The organism is Pseudomonas sp. F007 (assembly GCF_057814275.1).
Genome location: NZ_JBVATA010000004.1, coordinates 45,876 through 68,431, shown reverse-complemented (window position 1 = coordinate 68,431; position 22,556 = coordinate 45,876). Strand labels below are relative to the sequence as shown.

Sequence of the window (22,556 nt, the reverse complement as noted above, 5' to 3'; positions counted from 1 at the left end):
AGGTTCCAGCCCCGCGCTTCCTATCATGGACGGGCCAAGCAATGAGGAAGCGACGATGTCAGAGACCTTCACCAAAGGCATGGCGCGGAATATCTACTTCGGGGGAAGTATCTTTTTCTTCCTGATATTCCTCGCCTTGACCTACCACACCGAACAGACCTTTCCCCAGCGCAGCAACGAGGCGCAGCTCAGCGAGTCGGTGATTCGCGGCAAGACGGTCTGGGAGCAAAACAATTGCATCGGCTGCCACACGCTGCTGGGCGAGGGCGCCTACTTCGCGCCCGAGCTGGGCAACGTGTTCCAGCGTCGCGGCGGCGAGGAGGGCTTCAAGCCGTTCCTCCACGCCTGGATGAAAATGCAGCCGCTGAATGTCCCGGGGCGGCGCGCCATGCCGCAGTTCAACCTGAGCGAGCAGGAGGTGGATGACATCGCCGAGTTCCTCAAGTGGAGCTCGAAGATCAACACCAACGGCTGGCCGCCAAACAAGGAGGGCTGAGACATGAACAAGGTCAATCCACACCTGAAATTCGCTTCGCAAGCCGTCGCCAAACCCTACTTCGTGTTCGCCCTGCTGCTGTTTCTCGGCCAGGTGCTGTTCGGTTTGATCATGGGCCTGCAATACGTGATCGGCGACTTCCTGTTCCCGGTCATCCCGTTCAACGTGGCGCGCATGGTCCACACCAACCTGCTGATCGTCTGGCTGCTGTTCGGCTTCATGGGCGCTGCCTACTACCTGATTCCCGAGGAGGCCGACCGCGAGCTGCACAGCCCGAAACTGGCGATCGTGCTGTTCTGGGTGTTCGCTGCCGCCGGCGTGCTGACCATCCTCGGCTACCTGCTGGTGCCTTATGCGGGGCTGGCGCGGCTGACCCACAACGAGCTGCTGCCGACCATGGGCCGCGAGTTTCTCGAGCAGCCGACCATCACCAAGATGGGCATAGTGGTGGTCTGCCTGGGCTTTCTCTACAACATCGGCATGACCCTGCTCAAGGGCCGCAAGACCACGGTCAGCATGGTAATGATGACCGGGCTGATCGGCCTCGCGGTGTTCTTCCTGTTCTCCTTCTACAACCCCGGCAACCTGGCCCGCGACAAGTTCTACTGGTGGTGGGTGGTGCACCTGTGGGTGGAAGGCGTGTGGGAACTGATCATGGGTTCGATGCTGGCGTTCGTGCTGATCAAGATCACCGGCGTCGACCGCGAAGTGGTGGAGAAATGGCTGTACGTGATCATCGCCATGGCGCTGATCACCGGGATCATCGGCACCGGTCACCACTTCTTCTGGATCGGCGCGCCAGAGGTCTGGCTGTGGGTCGGTTCGATCTTCTCCGCCATGGAACCGCTGCCGTTCCTGGCCATGGTGGTCTTCGCCTTCAGCATGGTGCGTAACCGGCGCCGGCAACACCCGAACCGGGCGGCGACACTCTGGGCCAAGGGCACCACGGTCACCGCGTTTTTCGGCGCGGGTGTCTGGGGGTTCCTGCACACCCTGGCCCCGGTGAACTTCTACACCCACGGCTCGCAACTGACGGCGGCCCACGGTCACCTGGCGTTCTATGGCGCCTACGCGATGATCGTCATGACCCTGATCAGCTACGCCATGCCACGCTTGCGCGGCCTCGGTGAAGCCGCCGACGAGCGTTCGCAGACCCTGGAAGTCTGGGGCTTCTGGTTGATGACCCTGTCGATGGTGATGATCACCCTGTTCCTGACGGCGGCGGGCGTGGTGCAGGTCTACCTGCAGCGCTGGCAGGCCGACGGCATCGCCTTGCCGTTCATGGCCACGATGGAACAGTTGCAAGGCTTGTTCTGGGCGCGGTTGGTGTCTGGTGTCGGCTTCTTCGCCGGGCTGCTGTGCTACCTGCTCAGCTTCCGCCAGCGCGGACGTGCCGCATTGCGCGCACCGGCGGCGGTGGTGCCGTCCTGAGTGTTGGAAAGGATTGGCCCGGCGGGTACAGCGGGCCGTTTTCGGATCTGCAATAAGGCAACCAAAATGGCCTTCAGCGTCGAGTTGGAAGAATGGGTCGGCAGTGTCTGGCACCGTTTCATCACCCGCCGCGCCAGCGTGGATTTTCCCGAGGCGCGGGTCGAGTTGCTCAGTCAGCAACGCTCGTTGGCGTTGCTGTTTCGCGCCATGGGCGGGGCCGGCGGGATCGCCCTGGAAGCGGCCAGCGAGCGCGACCTGTTGCTGCGGCGCAACCTGCTGCAGCAAATCGCCGGCACCTGCCGGCAAGTACCGCTGGCCTGGTGCGATCCGGCCCATTTGCGCTTGCCAGCGAGCCTGGCGGTGTTCCCCGAGGTTGCCCTCAATCAGGAGCTCTATCGCTGGCTGGCCTTGCTGGCGGCGCAGGCCGGGCCGATGCAGCACTGGGGGCGTGACAACCAGCGCTGGACGTTGCAGCTGTTGCAGCGCTTTCCGGCCTTGCGCGGGCGCTATCAGCGGTTGGTCGAGGCGCACTTGTTGTTGCGCCCCGATCCGGCGTCGCTCAAGCCAAGTGAGGCGGCGCTGGAGCGGGCGCTGTGCCAGGCGCTGCGCGAGCCCGGCAGTGTCGAGCATTTCCCCCGTAGCGAACGTTTGGCCTGGCCGTTGCCACTGTGGCTGTACCCGCCCAACCGTCTGGCCAGCCCGCAGGCGGCAGAACTGGGCGACGATTCAGAGGAATCGTTGAGCACCGCTGCCGGTGAGCAAAAAGCCGGTCGCAAGCGCGCCACGCGCATCGATGACGCCCGTCGCGATGGCGGGCTGTTGGTGGTGCGCCTGGAGAACCTGTTCAGCTGGACCGAACACGTCGACCTGGATCGCTGGGCCGACGACGGCGAAGACCCGGACGCCGCGCGGGTCGCCGATGACCTCGATGAACTGACCCTGTCCCGCACCCGTCTGCGCAAGGGCGGCGGTCTCAAGCTGCACCTTGATTTGCCGCCGGCGGACATCGACGATGTGCCGCTGGGGCAGGGCATCAAGCTGCCGGAGTGGGACTACCGCAAGCAGCAACTGCAGGAGGACTTCGTCAATCTGCAAATGATGCTGCCCCGCGACTCGGAGGCGCAGCCGCTGCCGACACGGCTCAACGCCTCGGCGCAGAAACTGCGGCGCCAGTTTGCCCATCTGCGCAACGACCGCCAGTGGTTACGCCAGCAGCCTCAGGGCGCGGAGCTGGACTTGCAGGCCTGGCTGGATTTCCGCGTCCAGCGCGAGCAGGGCCAGTGCGTCGAGCGCGGTTTGTTCATGGAGCGGCGGCAGACCCGCCGCGACCTGGCGTGCCTGTTGCTGGCGGACCTGTCGATGTCCACCGACGCCCACCTCAACGATCAGCAGCGGGTGATCGAAGTAATCCGCGACAGCCTGCTGCTGTTCGGAGAAACCCTGGCGGGGTTGGGTGATGACTTTGCGCTGTACGGATTCTCTTCATTGCGTCGCCAGCAGGTGCGGATGCAAGAACTGAAATCCTTCAGCCAGCGCTACGACGACCGCACCCGAGGGCGCATTCAAGGGCTGAAACCCGGCTACTACACGCGCATGGGCGCGGCCATCCGCCAGGCCACCCAGTTGCTGGTCAATAGCAAGCGGCGCAGCAAGCTGTTGCTGCTGCTGACCGATGGCAAACCCAATGACCTGGATCTCTACGAAGGACGTTATGGCGTCGAAGACACCCGCCAGGCAGTGCTCGAAGCTCGGCGCCAGGGCCTGGTGCCGTTCTGCATCACCATTGACCGCGAAGCCGGCGCGTACCTGCCCTACATGTTCGGCGCCCACGGTTACACCCTGATTCGGCAACCCGAGCAACTGCCGCTGCGTTTGCCGCAGGTGTATCGGCAGTTGATCCAGCCTTGAACCGGGGGACGCTCGATTGCCGCCGATTGAACCTGTAGGAGCGAGCTTGCTCGCGAAGAACCTGAGGCCGCCGCGCGCATCCAGGACAGCTGCGTCATCGTTGACGACCATCGCGAGCAAGCTCGCTCCTACAGGGGGGTTGGTCGATCCCAAATACTGCGGAACTTACAAAACCCTGTGGGAGCCTGCTAGCGATGAAGTTGATGCGGTGTTGCTGATATGGCCCCCAGGCGGTTAGCGCGGCAACCAGAAAAACATCACCACGCAAAACACACTCAGCCCAACACAAAACCACTGAAACCGGCGCAAACGCTGTTTTGCCGCATGGGCAGTGTGCAACGGCAGGGGCATGCCGCAGTGGTGGCAGTCGCGGCTGCCGGCGGGGTTGGGGTGTTGGCAGTAGAGGCAGACGGGGAGGGCATTCACTCGAATTGTTCCAGGCGCGGGCGATCGAGGATGCTGATGTGCCGGCCATCCTGGGTGATGATCTGCTCGTCGATCAGCCGGCGAATGATCCGCGAGAAGGTTTCCGGCTGGATCGACAGGTGTCCGGCAATCAACTGCTTGGCCATCGGCAGTTCGAAGTGACTGTCCACCGTTTGCTCGCGCACCAGCTGGGTCAACAGATAGCGCACCACCCGGTGCGTGGCGTTTTTCAGCGACAGGGTTTCGATCTCGTTGACTCGCTGGTGCAGGCGCACGCACAGCTTGCCCAGCAACGCCAGGGTCAGCCGGCTGTTGCTTTGCAGCAGGTGCAGGTAGGTGCTGTTGGAAAACCGGTAGAGCTGGGTCGGCCCCACGGCTTCGGCCGAGGCCACGTAGTTGGGGGTATCCATGAGCATCATTGCTTCGGCGAAGGTCTGGCGATCGCCCAGCACCTCGAACACCTTCTCCTGGCCGTCAGGCGTCAGCCGGTAAATCTTCACCGCGCCGGCAATCACGAAGTAGAACGAATCGGCCGGCTCACCCTGGCGAAACAGCGGTTCGCCCTTGTCGACGCTGAGCAACTGGCTGCTGCCCATGAGTTGGTCCATCTGTTCGTCGTTCAAGGGTTCGAACAGATGGTGGCTGCGCAGGATCTGGTGATGGACGCGGTGGAGGACCATGGCAAGGCTTCCTTGAAAGTGAAATTCGGCTTAGACGAGACCCAGAGAAAGGCCACTGGCCACGGCGAGGACGGAACTCAATACGACGAACCAGGCCAGGGGGTGAATGACTTTGCTCATGGCGACTCCGGACGAGTGAAAAAGGGTTGGGATTACCCTGTTCAGCAAGACTCGGGCCAGCCGCAATCTGTTGCCTCGGCGCGATGCAATGTAGGAGCGAGCTTGCTCGCGAAAAACCCGAGATCGCCACGTGCATCCAGATAGCGCGCGTTATCGTTGACGTCCATCGCTAGCAAGCTAGCTCCTACAGGTCTATGGATGTATGTGGTAAAAATAACCCCGCGCAGTGGGGTGGTAATGACCATGAATGGTTGTTTTTACCCTAATAGATACGCGCTACGCCCGCTCCAACCCCATCGCTACCGGCTTGCACTCCTCAGGCATGCCGCTTGCACTGTTGATCTGCAACAACGACGTGCGATCACCACTCTCCGATGATCGAGCGCGAACGGACCCGGGCACTGCGCATCAGTGCCGGGCATGCAGAGGAGTACCTACATGCAAGTGCTCGAACGCAGCAAAGCGATGGCAATCCCGCCGCTGTTACGCCTGGCTTTCAGGCCGTTTTTCCTCGCCGGTGGCCTGTTGGCGCTGCTGGCGATCCCACTGTGGCTGGCGGCTTTCAGCGGTTCGATCAGTGACTGGCAGCCGGCGGGTGGCTGGTTGGGCTGGCATCGGCATGAGCTGCTGTTCGGCTTCGGCCTGGCGATCATCGCCGGCTTCCTGCTGACCGCGGTGCAGACCTGGACCGGCCGCCCCGGGCTCAGCGGCCGACCCCTGGCCGCCCTGGCACTGGTGTGGTTGCTGGCGCGGGTGGCCTGGCTGGTAAATGCGCCCTGGGCGCTGCTGGCCGTGCTCGAGCTGGCTTTCCCGCTGGCGGTGGCGGCACTGATGGGCATCAGACTGTGGCAAGTGCGGCAGAAGCGTAACTACCCGATAGTCGTGGTCCTGCTGTTGCTGGCGCTGGCTGACGGCTTGTCCCTGTATGGGCTGAGTGCCGGCCATGAAGGCTGGCAGCGTCAGGGTGTGTTGAGCGGCATCTGGTTGGTGGCGGCGATGATGGGCCTGATCGGTGGCCGGGTGATTCCGTTTTTCACCCAGCGCGGCCTCGGTCGGGTCGACGCCGTTGCGCCCTGGCCATGGTTGGACTGGCTGCTGTTGATTGGCTCGCCGCTGGTGGCGTTGCTGTATGCCGCAGGGCCTGCGCTGAGCCCGAACCTGTGGGTTGGCGTGCTGTTCGCGGTGCTCGGGGTCGGTCACCTGATTCGCCTGCTGCGCTGGCAGGACCGCGCGCTGTGGCGCGTGCCGCTGTTGTGGTCGCTGCACCTGGCCTACGCCTGGCTGGCGGTGGCCTGTCTGGGCATGGCGCTGTGGCACTTCGGCGTGGCGATCAACCCGAGCCTGGCGGTGCATGCCCTGACCATTGGCGCCATGGGCGGGCTGGTGCTGGCGATGATTGCGCGGGTCACCCTAGGCCATACCGGCCGGCCGTTGCAGCCGCCCGCGGGGATGAGCCTGGCGTTCATTCTGCTCAACCTGGCGTGCCTGAGTCGGGTGGGGCTGATTCTGCTGTTCCCGATGCCGGCCTTGTGGTTGGCCGGTCTGTGCTGGGCGTTGGCCTTTGCGCTGTACGCCTGGCGCTATGGGCCGATGCTGCTGCGCACACGGGTCGATGGACATCCGGGCTAAGCCCGCGAATTCAAGGAGGTAGTCGTTGATGTATCCCTATCTGTTGGTCACTCATCTGCTGGCGGCGATTGCGTTTATCGGCACGCTGTTCTTCGAAGTAGTGATCTGGCACCACGCCCGCCGGCAATTGTCGGACACCTCGCAAGCAGGCGCCGAACAGGCCATCGCCGTGCGTTCGCGCAAGGTCCTGCATGGCGTGGTGCTGCTGTTGTATGGCGCCGGCATTGGCCTGGCCTGGCAGTACCGCGGCGCCCTGAGCCAGCCACTGGCGAGCAGTTTCGGCACCTTGCTGGGCCTGAAAATAGTGTTGGCGTTGAGCATCATCGGCCACTACCTGCTGCTCGCCTACTGGCTGACCCACGGGCGCCTGAGCGCCGCTCGGGCTACCTGGATCCGCCGCAGCATCCTCGGGCACATGGTGTTGATCGTGGTGCTCGCCAAGGCGATGTTTTATTGGCAGGGGTGAGCTGGCTCGCTTTTGTGGTTGATCACAAGGTTGGCGGTCAATGTGCCCTTGGTGGGAGCCTGCTGGCGATGGGGCCATCAGCAACACCGCATCAACTTCATCGCCAGCAGGCTAGCTCCCACAGGGATTAGTGGGGCCCAGCACGCCCCACAGTTTCATCGATAGAGCCGATCAATGCCGCGCCTCAAGCGCATTGACGAACAACACATTATTTTCCAGATGAATATGCTGCATCAGGTCATCGCGAAACTCTGTCAGCCCGCGATACAACGCGCGCCAGGTGTTACAGGCATCGGCCGGCGGGGTGATGTTGTGGGTCAGGGCCAGCAGTTTTTCCAGGCCTTCACCATGTTGATCATGCTCGAAACGCAGCACCTGGATCGGCGGTGCCGCGCGCGGGCCGAGGCCGTGTTGGAGCATCGGGAACAGCACCTGTTCTTCCTTGCACATGTGTCCTTCGAGTTCCTGTTGCATCTCGCAGAGCAACTCGGCCAGGCCATTGGGGCAGGTACTGCGTGCGCCGTGAACCTGCTCGACGCGCCGCGCCAGGCGGATCAGTTCCGGCAGTTGCTCGCGGTGGCGGGCGTGGTAGCGCGAGAGCAAATGGGCGATCAATTGCGTCATCGGTGCCTGGCGCCAGTCGTCCTGAGTCTCGCCGCTGTCTTGCAGAATCTGCAGGGCATCGGCGATCAATTGCGGGTCGAGTTTTTTGCTCAGGGCCGCGTCACGCAAACTCTTGTGGCCGCCGCAGCAGAAGTCGAGGTTGAAGGTGTGAAAGATCCGCGTGGCGCCGGGAATGTCGCAGGCCAGTTGGCCGAGGCTTTGTTCCAGCAGGTGATGGCTCATCAGGGGTTCCTCTCGGTTTGTAACGGTTCCCCAGGCCCATTGCATAGCGAATGCCAAATTTAACTGATTGATATCAATGGAATAATTTTTAACGGTGGTTAACTGCACCCTGAGGCATTAGGGTGAATCCCACCATAGAGGGTGATAACTACCATGCTGCGTGAAAGCCTGGCCGCCGACCTGATTGTCGAGTTGCCCAATGCCGTACGGTTGCAACGTCTGGTGCAGACCCTGCGCGAATACTTCAACAGTGGCGCCGTGGGCCTGCTGCGCCTCGATGAGGACAGCCTGCGGCCGGTGGCGACCGTCGGCCTGGTCCACGAGGCCCTCGGCCGGCGCTTCGTGATCGCCCAGCATCCACGCCTGGCGGCAATCATGGCCTCCCGCGAACCGACCTGGTTCGAACCTGACAGCCGACTGCCGGATCCTTACGACGGCCTGCTCGAAAATCACGTCGGCGAATCCCTGCCGGTCCACGACTGCATGGGCGTCAGCCTGTATGTGGAAGGCCGGATCTGGGGCGCGATCACCCTCGACGCGCTGCACGCCGGCACCTTCGACAGCCAGGCCCGCGAGGAACTCAAGCGCTGCACCCTGCAGATCGAAGCCGCCGTGCGGGTCACCCGGCTGGAACAGGAAAACCGCAGCCTGCGCATGTCGCGCAGCGATCCTCAGGATCAACGGGTGCCGGTGGAGGAGGGCGAGATCCTCGGCCAGAGTGAGGTCCTGCACAACTTGCTGAACGAGCTGGACGTGCTGGCCGACGCCGATCTGCCGGTGCTGCTGCTGGGCGAAACCGGGGTCGGCAAGGAACTGTTCGCCCGGCGCCTGCATCGCTTGTCGCGGCGCAGTCACAAGCCGCTGATCCAGGTCAACTGCGCGGCGCTCCCCGAATCGCTGGCCGAGAGCGAGCTGTTCGGCCACGTCAAAGGTGCCTTCTCCGGCGCCAGCAGCGACCGCGCCGGACGCTTCGATGCGGCCAATGGCGGCACGCTGTTTCTCGATGAAGTCGGCGAATTGCCCCTGAGTGTGCAGGCCAAATTGCTGCGCACCTTGCAGAACGGCGAGATCCAGCGCCTGGGTGCCGACAAGCCGCTGCACGTTGATGTGCGAATCATTGCCGCGACCAACCGCCACCTGCCCGACAGCATCCGCGACGGCCTGTTTCGCGCCGACCTGTACCACCGGCTATCGGTGTACCCGGTGCCGATTCCGCCCCTGCGCGAGCGCGGCAACGACGTGTTGCTGCTGGCCGGGCACTTCCTCGAACTCAACCGCGCACGCCTCGGCCTGCGCGGCTTGCGCCTGTCGCCGGCAGCCGAACGGGCGCTGCTGGGGTATTCCTGGCCGGGCAACATCCGCGAGCTGGAACATGTCATCAGCCGCGCCGCGCTCAAGCAACTCAGTCGCGGCAGCAGTCGTGCGGCGATCCTGACCCTGGAACCCCAGGTGCTCGATCTCGACAGCACGGCGGGCCATCAGCCTGCGCCGCTCGAGCGCGCACAAGTATTGCCCGCCGACGCGCCGTTCCAGGCCCTGGGTGATGCGGTGGACGAGTGTCAGCGCGAGAAAATTCGCCAAGCCCTGGGCCAGTCCGCCGACAACTGGGCCAGCGCCGCGCGACTGCTGCAGATCGATCCCAGCAACCTGCACAAATTGGCCAGGCGCCTGGGCATGAAATAAGCCTGCAACCCAGACAGGGATTGATGGCGGTCAAGGTGATTGGGCCCGGTGCCTCGCACACTGGGCCAAACCCTTTCGGAGACCCCCGACATGCCGCTTTCCCTCGCCGAGATGCGCCGCAACTACACCCTGCAAGGCCTGCACGACGAACAGTCCCTGGACGACCCGCTGGCGATGTTCGGCCAATGGCTGCAGCAGGCCCGCGACACCGAGCAGCCGCCGGTGGAGGCCAACAGCATGATGCTCGCCACCGTCGACAGCGCCGGCCGCCCCCATTGCCGGGTGCTGCTGCTCAAAGGCTTGAGCGATGCCGGCCCGATCTTCTTCGGCAACTACCACAGCGACAAGGGCCAGCAACTGGCCGCCAACCCCCACGCCGCGATGACCTTCTTCTGGCCCGCCTTGGAGCGCCAGGTGCGCATCGAAGGCCAGGTGGTGCCACTCGATCCGGCATTGTCCGACGCCTACTTCGACTCCCGCCCCCTGGCCAGCCGCCTCGGCGCCTGGGCCTCACCGCAAAGCCGCATGCTCGCCAGCCGTGCTTCGCTGGAGTCGATGCTGGAACAGACGGCTCAACGGTTCCTCGACCAACCGATCCCGCGCCCTGAGCATTGGGGTGGCTGGTGTTTGCAGCCGGAGCGTCTGGAGTTCTGGCAGGGGCGGGCGGATCGCTTGCATGACCGGCTCGACTATCGCCTGCTTAATGGGGGCTGGTGTCGGAGTCGGTTGGCGCCTTGAGGGGTAGCCGTCGGTCCGCCTGGCGCGGCCCCTTTCACCAGGCTGGCCGCACGGCTGGGTGGGAGTCAGGTAGCATCTGCATGGCTGACCAGACCCTTGATCAGCACGGCGCTCGCGGCCAGGGCTGCCGGTACTGCCAGGGTCGTGAGCACCTGCTCGAAGCTCCAGCCCAGCCCAAGCAGGGAGGCACCGGCCCAGGCACCCAGAATGGCGCCGAGGCGGCCGATGCCGAGCATCCACGAGACCCCGGTGGCACGCATTTGGGTTGGGTAGAAGCGCGCGGCCAGGGACGGCATCGCCGATTGCGCACCGTTGATACACATGCCCGCCAACAGCACCAGGGTGGCAAGCAGCGTGACCTGGCCCAGGCTCTGGCCGACGCAGTACGCCAAGACTCCGGCCAGCAGGTAGAAGGCGCCAATCACCTTGTGCGGATTCCAGCGATCCATGGCCCAACCCACGGCCACCGCGCTGAGCACGCCACCGAACTGGAACAGCGCACCGATGAAGGCCGCCTGTTCCAGGCTGGCGCCGCCGTCGCGCATCAGGGTCGGTAACCAACTGGTCAGCAGGTAGACAATGACCAGCCCCATGAAATACGTCAGCCAGAGCAGCAGGGTGCCCGCGCCGAACCGTCCGGTCAGCAACAGGTGCAGCACGTTGCGGTTCTGCACTGTCTGTTGCTCCGGCAGGCTGAAGTCCAGTGCTTTAGCGACCTGCGCCGGGCAGATCGGTGCCAGGACCTTGCGCACCTTGTCGACTCCGCGGTTGCGTACCACCAGAAAGCGCGCAGATTCAGGCAGGCGAAACAGCAGGACCCCAGCCAGCAGCAAGGGCAACACGCCACCGATCAGCAGCAGGCTTTGCCAGCCATAGGCTGGAATCAATTTGGCCGAGAGCAATCCACCGCTGGCCATGCCCAGATTGAAACCGCAGAACATGCTGGTGACCAACAGAGACTTGAGGCGTTCGGGGGTGTACTCGCAGAGCAGTGTGGTTGCATTGGGCATGGCCGCTCCCAGACCGACGCCGGTGAGCAAGCGCAGGACCCAGAGTTGTTCGACCGAGCTGCTGAAGGCCGAGAGCAGACTGAAAAAGCCGAACAGCAGAACCGCCGTCACCAGCACCAGCTTGCGCCCAAAACGGTCGGCGAGTGGTCCGGAGCCGAGGGCGCCGAACACCATGCCGATCAGCGCGGAGCTCATCACCGGTCCGAGGCTGGACCGATCGATGCCCCAGTCCTGGCTTAGCGCCGGCGCGATGAAGCCCATGGCGGCGGTGTCCATGCCATCGAGAAAGACAATGAGAAAGCACAGCAGGACAATCCGCCATTGATAGCGCGATAAGGGTTGGCTGTTGATGAAGGACTGCACATCCAGACTGGAAGTGCCTGCGGGCAGGGAAGGGTTGTTCATGGGGTATTCCTGTGATTCCTGTTGTATTGCCGGGCCTGGGTGCAAACGCGTCGCCTGGATCCGGTTGCCGCGAAAAAGAGCAGGGCAAAGCGGACCCGGCACGACCAGGCCCTGCTCCCTGAAGGGCTCAGAATTGCTTGCGCACGCTCGCGACTACGGTGGCGGTGCACACATCGTCGAAGCCGTAGAAGCTGCTGCACTCAGCTTTCGACAAATCGGTGTCGATGTAGCTCAGGCCCCAGGTCAGACCGACGAAGTCGCGGCTGAATTTGGCTTCCCACTCGTGGTAGGCATCCCGCGAGCCACCGCTCGCCGACCAGTACATCGGATCCTTGAAGTCCATCCGCCCGTACCGCAGCTCCAGGCCAACGTCCAGTGTCAGCCGGGTTTCGTAGCCGACCCAGCTGTAGAGGGTGTCCTGGTCTTCCCCAAACACGGTCGGCGCGTCACTGGAGTAGTAGGCGGCTGCCTTGAAACCGTAGGCGCTCAGCACCGCGTAGGTTTCGGATTGATTGAAACTGTTGGTTTTGGGGTAGGAGTACTTGATGTACCCGAGGTCCAGGGATACCGCGTCAGTCGCCTGCCAGTACCAGCCAGCGAAGTAATCCACTTCCTGACGGGTGGCGATGTCGAAGCCGAAGTCGACGTTGGAGGTCCAGGCGCCGGCATACAGGCCGCTCGAATGGGCCAGCACGGCACCGGCCTGGAGCGCCGGGTCGTTCTGGGTCTGCGAGATGCCGCGGGTGCGATAGTCGCTGGCGGCGGTCACGTCGAGTTTCAGCATGAAGTCGTCGTTCAGCGCCAGGGCCTGGCTCGGTGGGGCGATGGTCGTCAGACCGGCCATCAGGGCGATGCTCGCTGCAAGGTGCTTGTTATTCATGGTCGATTGGTCTTGTTGTTGTAGTTGTTGTTGGCAATACGCTGGGCACAGGGGGGCCGCAGCGCGCCCCGGTGGGGGCACGGCGTGGCGTATCGCAGGGGGGATTATTTGCCGGGGGTGTAGACCGGCTTTCCGCCGAAGTAGGTGGCCAGGACCTGGGTTTCGCTCACGTCCTTGTCGCTGACGGCCAGCACGTCGCGATCAAGGATGACGAAGTCAGCCTGCTTGCCTCTGCTCAGGGAGCCGATCTGCTGTTCCAGGCCAATGGTCTTGGCCGCGTTGATCGTGTAGGCGTACAGCATGGTTTCGCGATCCAGGCTTTCGTCGGCGTTCAGCACGCCCTTTGGACCTTCGCGGGTCGCGGCCTGAGCGATGGCCAGCCATGGGTTGGGGCTGGACACCGGCCAGTCGCTGGCACCGGCAATGGTCGCACCGTTTTTCAGCAGCGAGCGCGCGGGGTACTGGTACCGATAGGCGGCCGAGTCGACGTAGGGCTTGACCATGTCCTGGGTGTATTCGTCGCCGGCGGCCCATAGCAATTGCATGGACGCGATCACGTTGAGCGGCTTGAAGCGGGCGAACTCCGTCGGATTGACCAACTGCAGGTGAGTGATCGAGTGGGTGATACCACTGTCGCCAGCCTTGCGCGCCTGCTCGATGCCATTGAGCGACTCCCGTACGGCGCGGTCACCGATGGCATGCACGTGCACAAGCCAGCCGCGCTTGTCGGCGGCCGTCACCAGCTCGCCGAAGTGCTGCGGGTCCAACAGCAGTTCGCCGCTCTTGTGGCTGTTGCTGTAGTGCTCGAGCAAGGCCGCGCTCTGCGCCGGGAATTCCAGCACGCCGTCGGCAAATACCTTGATTCCGGGCAACGTCAGATTGGGAACGCCGGTAAATTGCTGGCGTACCTTGTCGATGACCTCCAGGTCGGCCGGGCGACTTTTCGGGTTGACCACCAGCAGCGCGGCCACGTGCGCAGTCAGCTCACCCTTTTCTGCCAGCGCCTTGTAGGCCGGTAACACGCCAACGGTTTTCTCCGTGGGTTTGATGGCGAACATCGCTTCGCCGGGCGCGCCATTGGCGGCCGGGTCCATCCAGGCGGTGATGCCGAAGCTGTTGTTGAAGCGCACCGCGGCTTCGGCTGCGCGCTGCAGGCCGGCGGCATCGACCGGCGGCAGCACTGCGGCGACACGGTCCCAGCCGGCATCGACGAGAAAGCCGCTAGGCTGGCCATTCTTCAGCGTGCCAATGGTCGAGCGCTCCGCGGTGCTCAGGCTGGCGACCAGTGCCTTGTCGATCCCGGCGCGTTTGAGCATGGCGTCGTTGGCCCAGGCGGTGTGGTGGTCGCCGCCCACGAAAACGATCGGCGTATTCGCCCACTCGCCGTGGTTGAAGCGCTTGCCAAAGGCTTCGGCGTTGGACCAGTCGCTGGAGTTCATGCCCACCACCTGGAGAAAATCGCCGAGTTTCGCGCGGCCATCGGTGCGCCAATTGCGCAGCCGCTTTTCCAGTTCGTCGACGCTGACCGATTGCCCTTCCATGTTGGCGGCCGCAAGCTCCAGGCCGCCGAACACCGAGTGCGAGTGGGAGTCGATCAGGCCGGGCGTGACGCGCTTGCCTGCCAGATCGATCACTTGAGTGGTGCTATCGGCGAGGCCGCGCACCTCGGAATCACTGCCCACGGCAACGATCTTGCCCTCATCGATGGCGATGGCCTGAACCTGGGGTTGGGCAGGGTCGGCGGTGAAGATTTTGCCGTTGACCAGTATCAGATCTGCCGCCGCCATAGATGCCGATGAGGAAAAAGTGACTGCCAGTGCCATTAGCGTCGGAACGAACCGAATCATGTGCTGCCCTCTTGTAGTTGTTGGCGATGGCGAGACTATATGTGTCATGCTGTTTCCAGAATGGCCACTTTGCTAAAAAGCGTTTTGCTGGTTTGGAAAAAATATGGACACCCTCGGTGCGATATCGATGTTTGTTGCCACGGCTGACCAGGGCAGTTTCAGCCGGGCGGCAGAAATGCTCGGCAAAACGCCTTCGGCCCTGACCAAGTCTGTCAGCATGCTGGAGAAGCAACTGGGCACCTTGTTGTTCGAGCGCAGCACCCGGCGCATCGCGCTCACCGAGTCGGGTCGGCTTTATCTGGAGACGGCGCGGCAGGTCTTGCGCAGTCTGCATGAGGCAGGGGAGCAGATCAGCCAACTGCACCAGGGGCTGTCTGGCACGTTACGGCTGACCGCTCCGCTGGCGTTCGAACGGGCTTTCCTGAGTGAAGTGTGCGCCGGTTTTCTGGAGCAATTCCCGGATATCCAGTTGCGAGTCGAACTGTCCGATGACTTCGTCGATCTGATCGCCGCCGGCTATGACCTGGGTTTACGTCAGGGGCGCAGCGACCTGCCGGGGTTGATCGGGCGGGTCATCGGCAAGAACCGTATTTTTCTCTGCGCCAGTGCGCACTATGTCGAGCGCAATCCGCTGCCCCTGTCACCGCACACCATCGATCAGCACGACTGGCTCAAGTACGTGCATTCGGCGCTGGATGTGAAATTCTGGTGGGCCCGGTCGCAGACGGAGCGTTTCCGATTGGCCTATCCACCGAGGTCTCGCCTGGAAAGCGACAGCTATGACCTGCTGCTGCAGAATGCGTTGGCCGGACGAGGCATCCTGCACACGCCGCAATGGAGTGTGGAAAGGTATTTGCGCGATGGACGGCTGGTGCGCCTGATGGAGGACTACACGATCGAACCGGAGGCGTTCGGTGATGACATTCTGGCGGTCTATCCCAGCCATCATCGCGCCAACCGCAAGGTACTCGCCTTTGTCGAATATCTGGAGAACCACTTGGCGAAACTCAATAGTGTCTGACCCGGGGAGCGGCAGGAAGTCGTTATGACACACGCACGATGAAAGCCATGTCCGTGACTGTTCGCTGCGCCAGCACGCTGCTGTGCTCGCTGGTGCTGTGGGCGTCGTTTGACGGCGACTGTCTTGCCGCGAACAGTGGCAGAGAGTTGCGTGTCTACAACTGGGTGGATTACCTGCCGAAGTCCGTACTGGAGGATTTTCAGCTTCGTACCGGTATCAGGGTCACCTATGACGTCTACGATACCGGCGAGATACTCGAGGCCAAGTTGCTGGCGGGGAACTCGGGCTACGATGTGGTTTTCCCTTCCCACAATCAGCTTCCCAGGCTGATTCAGGCGGGAGCCCTGGAACCACTCGACAAGAGCAGGCTGCCGAACTGGTCACACCTGGATCAGTCGTTCCTCGCGGAGCTGGCCCGGCTGGACCCCGGCAATCAATATGCCGCCCCCTATCTGTGGGGCACTACCACGATCGGCTACAACGTCAACGCGGTGCAGAAGATATTGGGCCCTGATTTTGCCGCGACCGAGTCCTGGGATTGGGTCTTCAAACAGGAAAACCTTTCGCGACTGAGCGCCTGTGGCGTGGCCTTTCCGGACTCGGGGGCCGAGGTTTATGCGCTGGCACTCAACTACCTGGGGTTGAACCCCGCCAGCACCACGGCGGATGACTACCTGAAGGCGCAACAGTTATTGATGCGACTGCGCCCGAGCATCAAATACTTCCACTCCTCGCGCTATGTGACCGACCTCGCTTCCGCTGATATCTGTGTGGCTGTCGGGTATTCGGGAGGGCTCATGTTAGCCAGGGCGACCGCGGACGCTGCGCATAACGGCGTGCAGATCGAGTTGGCATCACCCCGTGAGGGCGCGCTGATGTGGGCGGACAACATGGCCATCGCGCAGGGAGCAAGGAACAGGCCGGAAGCAGAAGAGTTCATCAACTACATCCTGGAGCCCAGGGTGATTGCCAACGTATCGACAGAGATTGGCTATCCGAATCTCAATGCCGACTTTTCCCAGTATGTCGATCCGCGAGTGATTTCGCAGAAGGGCCTGCTCATCTCTGCACACGAGCGGCGAGGTTTGTTCTTGCAGCAGCCCATGCCGCCTGATATCGAACGGCTCATCACTCGATTGTGGATGGGGCTGCGTAATGGCAAATGACTGCCCTGGGCGATGACTGTCAACGGAGGGCAGGGCATGAGGCGCGGCGTCGGGATGATCTTTCGCTGGCTGCTGGTCGGGGTGGTGTGGATTCGCCCGCGCCGAGTAAACCGGTTAATGGGCCGAATGCAACGGCCTGATCAGCGCTGGTTTACCACTACCACCCCACCCAACCGAGATACCTCCACAGAGGAATAGTCCCCACCCTCATTCCGGTTCAGGCTTGCGCCATCCTCATCTACGGGAAGGCTTGAACATGTCCCATCTGGCGCAACGCACCTTCGAACCCTTGAACATTGCCGTGCTGACCATCAGCGATACCCGCACCTTCGACACCGACACCTCGGGGCAGACCTTGGCGGATTTGCTGCAAACCGCCGGGCACCAGCTGATCGACCGCGGGCTGGTCAAGGACGACATCTACCAGATCCGCGCCATCGTTTCGCGCTGGATCGCCGACCCCCAGGTGCAGGTGGTGCTGATGACCGGCGGCACCGGTTTTACCGCGCGGGACAACACGCCGCAGGCGGTGCTGCCGTTGCTGGACAAGCATGTCGAAGGCTTCGGTGAGCTGTTTCGCCAGGTGTCGCTGGAAGAGATCGGCATGTCCAGCCTGCAATCGCGGGCGCTGGCCGGGATGAGTAACGGCGTGCTGGTGTGCTGTGTGCCCGGTTCGCCCGGCGCCTGTCGCACCGCCTGGAACAAGATCCTCCTCGGCCAGCTCGACAGTCGCACCGGCCCGTGCAATTTCGCTCCGCATTTGAAACCGCAGGCGCAGCGAGAGATTGCAGCGTGCGAGTCGCGTTCATGAGCGGTCGGGTGTGTGACCATGGCCACCTGATGCCGGTGGATGACGCCATCGCTCATCTGCTTGACCAGGTACCGCCACCGCCGACGGCGCAGGTGATTGCCTTGGAACAGGCCATGGGCCGGGTGCTGGCGGCGGACATTCACTCGCCGCTGAACCTGCCGGCCTGGGACAACAGCGCCATGGACGGTTATGCCCTGAGGGCTGCCGACCTGCCCGCAGACGGTGGATACCTGCCGGTGGCCGGGCGCATTGCCGCAGGTGATCAGGGCACAACGCCGTTGCCGGCAGGGCAGGCGGTGCAGATTTTTACCGGTGCGCCGTTGCCGCCGGGCGCCGATACGGTGGTCGCGCAGGAGCGCTGCAAGGTCGAGGGCCAGCGGGTGTGGTTCCCTCCCGTCACCGTGGGCGATCACGTGCGCAAGGAGGGCGAAGAGGTGCGGCGCGGTGATCTGTTGTTCAGCGCGGGCAAGCGGCTGCGTGCTCAGGAAATCGGTTTATTGGCCGGCGCCGGCGTGGCTCGGGTCGAGGTCTATCGGCCGCTGCGGGTGTGTCTGCTGAGCAGCGGCAATGAGCTGCGCGAGCCGGGCGAAGCCTTGGCGCCGGGGCAGATCTACAACAGCAATCGCTATTGCCTCGCCGCATTGTTGAAGGGTTGGGGCGTGGAAGTGCACGACTATGGAGTGATGGTCGACGAGCTGGCAGCCAGCCGCCACGCCCTGAGCCTGGCGTCTTCGGAGTGCGACCTGCTGCTGAGTTCCGGTGGCGTGTCGGTGGGCGAGGAAGACCATCTCAAGCAGGCGATCAAGGAGCTGGGCAGCGTCGATTTCTGGCGCCTGGCGATCCAGCCCGGCAAGCCCCTGGCCTTTGGCGAAGTGGGTGGCAAGCCGTGGATCGGCATGCCGGGCAATCCGTCGGCGGCGCTGATCACCGCGCTGGTGGTGGTGCGACCGTTCCTGCTGCGGGCGCAAGGCATGACCGACGTGTTGCCAACGCCTGTGGCCGTGCCGGCCGGATTCGACTGGCTGCAGCCGAACAAGCGCCGCCAGTACTTGCGCGCCCGGTTGACCGCCGAGGCCGGTGGCGCGTTGCAGGTGCAACTGCACCCGCAGCAAAGCTCGGCGATGTTGACTGCTGCGTGCTGGGCTGACGGGCTGGCGGTGATTGAACGCGAGCAACTGGTGCACAAACACGATCAAGTGATGTTCCTGCCGTTTGCCGGGTTGATGCAGTGACGGCAATTGATTGCGGTCAAGGCCGTTAATTTCGGGCTGCATAAACTGGCCTTTGAATTCCTCTGTAGGAGCAGCTCGGGCGGCGTTCCGCTGCTCGCGAAAAACTCAAGTGCACCGCGTTTACCCAAGCAGCGCTGCGTTTTCGTTAACGACCATCGCGAGCGAGCTCGCTCCTACAGGTGATCTGCGTCTTCGTTTCACATGAGGATCACCCATGCAACTGGTCTGCCCCGCAGGGAATCTGCCTGCGCTGAAAGCGGCGGTGCGCCAAGGCGCGGATGCCGTATATGTCGGCTTTCGCGATGACACCAACGCCCGGCATTTCGCCGGCCTGAACATGGACGACAAGCAGTTCGACGCCGCCGTCGCCCACATCCGCCAGCACCAACGCAAACTCTATGTTGCGGTCAACACCTACCCGCAGCCCAAGGGCTGGGAGCGTTGGCAGCGGGCGGTGGATCGCGCCGCCGACTTTGGCGTCGACGCGCTGATCGCCGCCGATCCCGGGGTGCTCAATTACGCCAGTCAGCGCCATCCGCAACTGGCCCTGCACCTGTCGGTCCAGGGCTCGGCGACCCAGGCCGCGGCGCTGGAATTCTATGCCCAGCGTTATGGCATCCGCCGCGCCGTGCTGCCGCGCGTGCTGTCGTTGGCCCAGGTGCGCCAGGTCGCGGCGAGCAGTTCGGTGCCGATCGAAGTCTTCGGTTTCGGCAGCCTGTGCATCATGGCCGAAGGGCGCTGCCACCTGTCTTCCTACATCACCGGTGAGTCGCCGAACCTCTGTGGCGTCTGCTCGCCGGCCAAGGCGGTGCGCTGGAGCGAGGATGCCGAGGGCTTGAGTGCGCGCCTCAGCGAAGTGCTGATCGACCGCTACGGCGCCGACGAGCCGGCCGGTTATCCGACCCTGTGCAAGGGCCGTTTCCTGGTCAATGGCAAGCGCTTCCACGCCCTCGAAGAACCCACCAGCCTCGACACCCTGGACCTGCTCCCGGAGCTCACCGCCATCGGTGTCGAAGCCGTGAAAATCGAGGGCCGGCAACGCAGCCCGGCCTATGTCGAACAGGTCACCCGGGTCTGGCGCGCGGCGCTGGATGCCCATCGCAGTGCGCCGGGCGGGTTCCGGGTCAAGGACGAATGGCGCCAGGTGCTGGCCGGTTTGTCCGAAGGCAACCAGACCACCCTGGGTGCTTATCATCGATCGTGGCAGTGAGGGAGAGAGCATGAAGTTAAGCCTTGGACCGGTCCTGTTCTACTGGGACAAAGAGCAGCTCAGCAACTTCTACGCCGAGATGTCGGCGTTGCCCCTGGACGTGATTTACCTGGGAGAAACCGTGTGCTCGAAACGCCGGGCGTTTTCCCTCGATCAATGGCTGGGCCTGGGTCGTGAGCTGCAGCAATGCAGTCAGGCGCAGTTGGTGATTTCCAGCCTGACCCTGATTGAAGCTGCGTCCGAACTGTCGAGCCTGCGCCGCCTGTGTGACAACGGCCAGTTACTGGTGGAAGCCAACGACCTGGGCGCGGTGCAGTTCCTCGCCGAGCGCAAGCTGCCGTTCGTTGGCGGGCCGGCGCTGAATTTGTACAACGGTCACTCGCTGGCGCAACTGCTGGACAGCGGCATGGTCCGTTGGGTGCCGCCGGTGGAGTGTTCGGCGGCGCTGATCCGCGATGTGATCGAGCAGGTCGGTGAACTCGGGCACGCGCTGCCGGAGGTGGAAATCTTCGCCTACGGGCATCTGCCGTTGGCCTATTCGGCGCGCTGCTTTACCGCGCGGGCGGAAAACCGGCCCAAGGATGACTGCCAGTTCTGTTGCCTCAACTACCCCGACGGCCTGGCCCTGACCAGTCAGGAAGGGCAGGCGTTGTTCACCCTCAATGGCATCCAGACCATGTCCGCCGAGGTCACCAATCTGCTGGCCGATTACGCTGGGCTGCAGGCCTGTGGCGCCGATCTGGTGCGCCTCAGCCCACGTGCCGAGGGCATGGCGCAGGTGGTCGAAGCCTGGCAGCGGGTGCGCGAGGGGGCGACCCCGCCGCTGTTCGTCGAAGGCTGCAACGGCTACTGGCACGGCCAGGCCGGCATGTTGCGGGTCGAGGAGGTGGGCCTGTGCTGAAGCGCAAACAATGGTTGCTCAAAGGCGCCGACCGCGTGCTGCCGCTGGTGCGCCGCGTGCCGTTCGTGGTGCAGCGCCTGGCGTTGCAACAGACCCTCAATCGCTGCCTGGCCGAGCCGTTGCGCGACGGCGAATTCGAGGTGCTGCGCGGGCGCTGGCTGTGCTTGCGCATCAACGACCTCGGCCTGTCCTGGTTCATCACCCGCAGCCGCGACGGCTTGCAGATCGCCCGCGAGGCTCCGGCCGACGTGACCATCAGCGGCAACTGGCGCGAGTTCCTGTTGCTCGCCAGCCGCCAGGAAGACCCCGACACCCTGTTCTTCCGCCGTCGGCTGGTGATTGAGGGTGATACCGAACTGGGGTTGACCCTGAAAAACCTGATCGACAGCCTTGATCCAGACGTGTTGCCGGTATGGCTGTGGCGCAACCTGGAGCGGGCGGGGAAGGGCTTGGCGGCGCTTTGATCATCCCGGTGCAGTCGCGGTCTGTAGGCGCTGGCTTGCCAGCGAATGGAACGACGCGATCCATCAGATCTGCCGCCTTCGCTGGCAAGCCAGCTCCTACAGGTGGCGGCCCGCATTGTCCAGCCCCTGCGCCACCCGCTAGACTCACGGGATAAAACCAAAATATCGACGTGACCTTGCCTGATGAAAATCCACCCCTTACCGCCACTCAACAGTCTGGTCGCCTTCGAAGCCGCCGCGCGGCATTTGAGTTTTACCCTGGCCGCCCACGAACTGAACGTGACTCAGGGCGCAATCAGTCGCCAGGTGAGGCTGCTGGAAGACTACCTGGGCAAGGTGTTGTTCGAACGCACCACGCGCACCATTCACCTGACCCCGGCGGCCACTGCCTACTACGAAATCGTCCGCGCTTCACTGCTGCAAGTGGCCCAGGCCACCGGGGAAATTCGCCATTGGCAGGGCGCCGAACAGGTCACGGTGGCCACCAGCACGGCAATGGCCTCGTTGTGGTTGCTGCCGAAAGTCTCCGAGTTTCAGCGCGAGAATGAAGAGATCGACCTGCGGATCATCGCTCATGACCACGTCAAGGATTTCTCCCGCCTCGATTGCGACCTGGCGTTGTATTACTGCAGTACACCACCCAGGGACATGCAGGTCACGCCGCTGTTTTCCGAGGAGGTGTTCCCGGTATGCAGCCCGCAATACCTGCAAAAACATCCGGCGTTGAACAAGCCTGAAGACCTTGCGGCCTGTACCTGGCTGGTGCTCGACGACCCGCAGCGGGACTGGCTGGGCTGGTCCGAATGGTTCAACAGCCAGGGCCTGAAGAATGTCGAGCCCAAGCGCCGGATCAATATCAACAGCTACTCGATGGTGATCCAGTCGGCCATGGGCGGGCAGGGCGTGGCGCTGGCCTGGTCGAGACTGGTCGACGATCACCTGCACAGCGGTGCCCTGGTCCGTCCGCTCGAGGCCGTTTTGCGTACTGACGCGCAGTTCTGCCTGCTGGAACCGCTGTCCCGTGGCGGCATGCGGCAAAGCGTCAAGCGCTTTCGCAGCTGGTTGCTGAACCAGCTGCCGGCTGCTTCCGATACCCCTTAGGTCAACCCCCCCCCTCCCTGCACAAACACCCCCCTGTGGGAGCGCGCGCTCCCGCAGGGGGGGGCACACAGCGCCTATATTCATG

At 63.3% G+C, this 22,556-nt stretch carries 21 protein-coding genes; 15 read left to right on the top strand and 6 right to left on the bottom strand.

Annotation, left to right across the window (positions count from 1 at the left end):
• Nucleotides 1-55 precede the first annotated feature (55 nt).
• The 3 genes from ACZYR5_RS10525 (at nt 56) to ACZYR5_RS10515 (ending at nt 3,835) form a co-directional block, all read left to right on the top strand.
• Entirely contained in the window at nt 56-496 is a 441-nt protein-coding gene (locus ACZYR5_RS10525) for a c-type cytochrome (protein WP_489089911.1), read from the top strand.
• A gap of 3 nt (nt 497-499) precedes the next feature.
• Complete coding sequence (locus tag ACZYR5_RS10520) at nt 500-1,927, top strand: cbb3-type cytochrome c oxidase subunit I (RefSeq protein ID WP_489089912.1); 1,428 nt, start codon at nt 500-502, stop codon at nt 1,925-1,927.
• Between the two features lie 66 nt (nt 1,928-1,993).
• The gene (locus ACZYR5_RS10515; RefSeq protein ID WP_489089913.1) at nt 1,994-3,835 is read left to right on the top strand and encodes a nitric oxide reductase activation protein NorD; all 1,842 of its coding nucleotides are present in this window, start codon (nt 1,994-1,996) and stop codon (nt 3,833-3,835) included.
• A gap of 234 nt (nt 3,836-4,069) precedes the next feature.
• On the opposite strand, the gene ACZYR5_RS10510 is transcribed toward ACZYR5_RS10515, so the two are convergent.
• Nucleotides 4,070-4,261 carry a protein DnrP gene (locus ACZYR5_RS10510; protein ID WP_489089914.1) on the bottom strand — a complete coding sequence of 64 codons (192 nt, stop codon included), beginning with the start codon at nt 4,259-4,261 and terminating at the stop codon, nt 4,070-4,072.
• Nucleotides 4,258-4,941, bottom strand: a complete 684-nt coding sequence (locus ACZYR5_RS10505) for a Crp/Fnr family transcriptional regulator (protein WP_489089915.1) — start codon at nt 4,939-4,941, stop codon at nt 4,258-4,260. Before ACZYR5_RS10505 ends, ACZYR5_RS10510 begins: the two co-directional genes overlap by 4 nt.
• A 558-nt stretch (nt 4,942-5,499) precedes the next feature.
• Here ACZYR5_RS10505 and ACZYR5_RS10500 point away from each other — a divergent pair.
• Both ACZYR5_RS10500 and ACZYR5_RS10495 read left to right on the top strand, forming a co-directional pair.
• Nucleotides 5,500-6,690: an NnrS family protein gene (locus ACZYR5_RS10500; RefSeq protein ID WP_489089916.1), complete on the top strand. Its 1,191-nt coding sequence runs from the start codon at nt 5,500-5,502 to the stop codon at nt 6,688-6,690.
• 28 nt (nt 6,691-6,718) lie between these two features.
• Nucleotides 6,719-7,156: a CopD family copper resistance protein gene (locus ACZYR5_RS10495; RefSeq protein WP_489089917.1), complete on the top strand. Its 438-nt coding sequence runs from the start codon at nt 6,719-6,721 to the stop codon at nt 7,154-7,156.
• A gap of 171 nt (nt 7,157-7,327) precedes the next feature.
• On the opposite strand, the gene ytfE is transcribed toward ACZYR5_RS10495, so the two are convergent.
• Entirely contained in the window at nt 7,328-8,002 is a 675-nt protein-coding gene (gene ytfE, locus ACZYR5_RS10490) for an iron-sulfur cluster repair protein YtfE (RefSeq protein ID WP_489089918.1), read from the bottom strand.
• Nucleotides 8,003-8,155: 153 nt separating this feature from the next.
• Here ytfE and norR point away from each other — a divergent pair, with 153 nt between their 5' ends.
• Nucleotides 8,156-9,685 (top strand): nitric oxide reductase transcriptional regulator NorR, encoded by a 1,530-nt coding sequence (gene norR, locus ACZYR5_RS10485; RefSeq protein WP_489089919.1) that lies wholly within the window; start codon nt 8,156-8,158, stop codon nt 9,683-9,685.
• Between the two features lie 90 nt (nt 9,686-9,775).
• Nucleotides 9,776-10,423: a pyridoxamine 5'-phosphate oxidase gene (gene pdxH / locus ACZYR5_RS10480; RefSeq protein WP_489089920.1), complete on the top strand. Its 648-nt coding sequence runs from the start codon at nt 9,776-9,778 to the stop codon at nt 10,421-10,423.
• 65 nt (nt 10,424-10,488) lie between these two features.
• On the opposite strand, the gene pcaK is transcribed toward pdxH, so the two are convergent.
• The 3 genes from pcaK to ACZYR5_RS10465 all read right to left on the bottom strand — a co-directional run bounded on the left by pcaK (nt 10,489) and on the right by ACZYR5_RS10465 (nt 14,565).
• Nucleotides 10,489-11,838, bottom strand: coding sequence for a 4-hydroxybenzoate transporter PcaK (pcaK, locus tag ACZYR5_RS10475; protein ID WP_489089921.1), 1,350 nt, complete (start codon nt 11,836-11,838; stop codon nt 10,489-10,491).
• Between the two features lie 127 nt (nt 11,839-11,965).
• Complete coding sequence (locus tag ACZYR5_RS10470) at nt 11,966-12,718, bottom strand: TorF family putative porin (protein WP_489089922.1); 753 nt, start codon at nt 12,716-12,718, stop codon at nt 11,966-11,968.
• Nucleotides 12,719-12,822: 104 nt separating this feature from the next.
• A complete protein-coding gene (locus ACZYR5_RS10465; protein WP_489089923.1) occupies nt 12,823-14,565 on the bottom strand; it encodes an amidohydrolase in 1,743 nt (580 codons plus the stop codon).
• A gap of 103 nt (nt 14,566-14,668) precedes the next feature.
• On the opposite strand from ACZYR5_RS10465, the gene ACZYR5_RS10460 reads away from it, so the two are divergent.
• The 8 genes from ACZYR5_RS10460 to ACZYR5_RS10425 all read left to right on the top strand — a co-directional run bounded on the left by ACZYR5_RS10460 (nt 14,669) and on the right by ACZYR5_RS10425 (nt 22,471).
• Complete coding sequence (locus ACZYR5_RS10460) at nt 14,669-15,586, top strand: LysR family transcriptional regulator (RefSeq protein WP_489089924.1); 918 nt, start codon at nt 14,669-14,671, stop codon at nt 15,584-15,586.
• Between the two features lie 47 nt (nt 15,587-15,633).
• Nucleotides 15,634-16,752, top strand: a complete 1,119-nt coding sequence (locus tag ACZYR5_RS10455) for an extracellular solute-binding protein (RefSeq protein WP_489089925.1) — start codon at nt 15,634-15,636, stop codon at nt 16,750-16,752.
• 256 nt (nt 16,753-17,008) lie between these two features.
• A complete protein-coding gene (gene moaB / locus ACZYR5_RS10450; RefSeq protein ID WP_027620438.1) occupies nt 17,009-17,563 on the top strand; it encodes a molybdenum cofactor biosynthesis protein B in 555 nt (184 codons plus the stop codon).
• Nucleotides 17,560-18,795, top strand: a complete 1,236-nt coding sequence (locus tag ACZYR5_RS10445) for a molybdopterin molybdotransferase MoeA (protein WP_489089976.1) — start codon at nt 17,560-17,562, stop codon at nt 18,793-18,795. Before moaB ends, ACZYR5_RS10445 begins: the two co-directional genes overlap by 4 nt.
• A 214-nt stretch (nt 18,796-19,009) precedes the next feature.
• Complete coding sequence (gene ubiU, locus ACZYR5_RS10440) at nt 19,010-20,005, top strand: ubiquinone anaerobic biosynthesis protein UbiU (RefSeq protein WP_027620436.1); 996 nt, start codon at nt 19,010-19,012, stop codon at nt 20,003-20,005.
• A gap of 10 nt (nt 20,006-20,015) precedes the next feature.
• The gene (locus ACZYR5_RS10435; protein WP_489089926.1) at nt 20,016-20,906 is read left to right on the top strand and encodes a U32 family peptidase; all 891 of its coding nucleotides are present in this window, start codon (nt 20,016-20,018) and stop codon (nt 20,904-20,906) included.
• Nucleotides 20,900-21,370 carry a ubiquinone anaerobic biosynthesis accessory factor UbiT gene (gene ubiT / locus ACZYR5_RS10430; protein WP_489089927.1) on the top strand — a complete coding sequence of 157 codons (471 nt, stop codon included), beginning with the start codon at nt 20,900-20,902 and terminating at the stop codon, nt 21,368-21,370. The genes ACZYR5_RS10435 and ubiT overlap by 7 nt, the downstream gene beginning before the upstream one ends.
• 183 nt (nt 21,371-21,553) lie before the next feature.
• On the top strand, nt 21,554-22,471 hold the full coding sequence (locus tag ACZYR5_RS10425; protein ID WP_489089928.1) for a LysR substrate-binding domain-containing protein: 918 nt from the start codon (nt 21,554-21,556) through the stop codon (nt 22,469-22,471).
• Nucleotides 22,472-22,556: the final 85 nt, after the last annotated feature.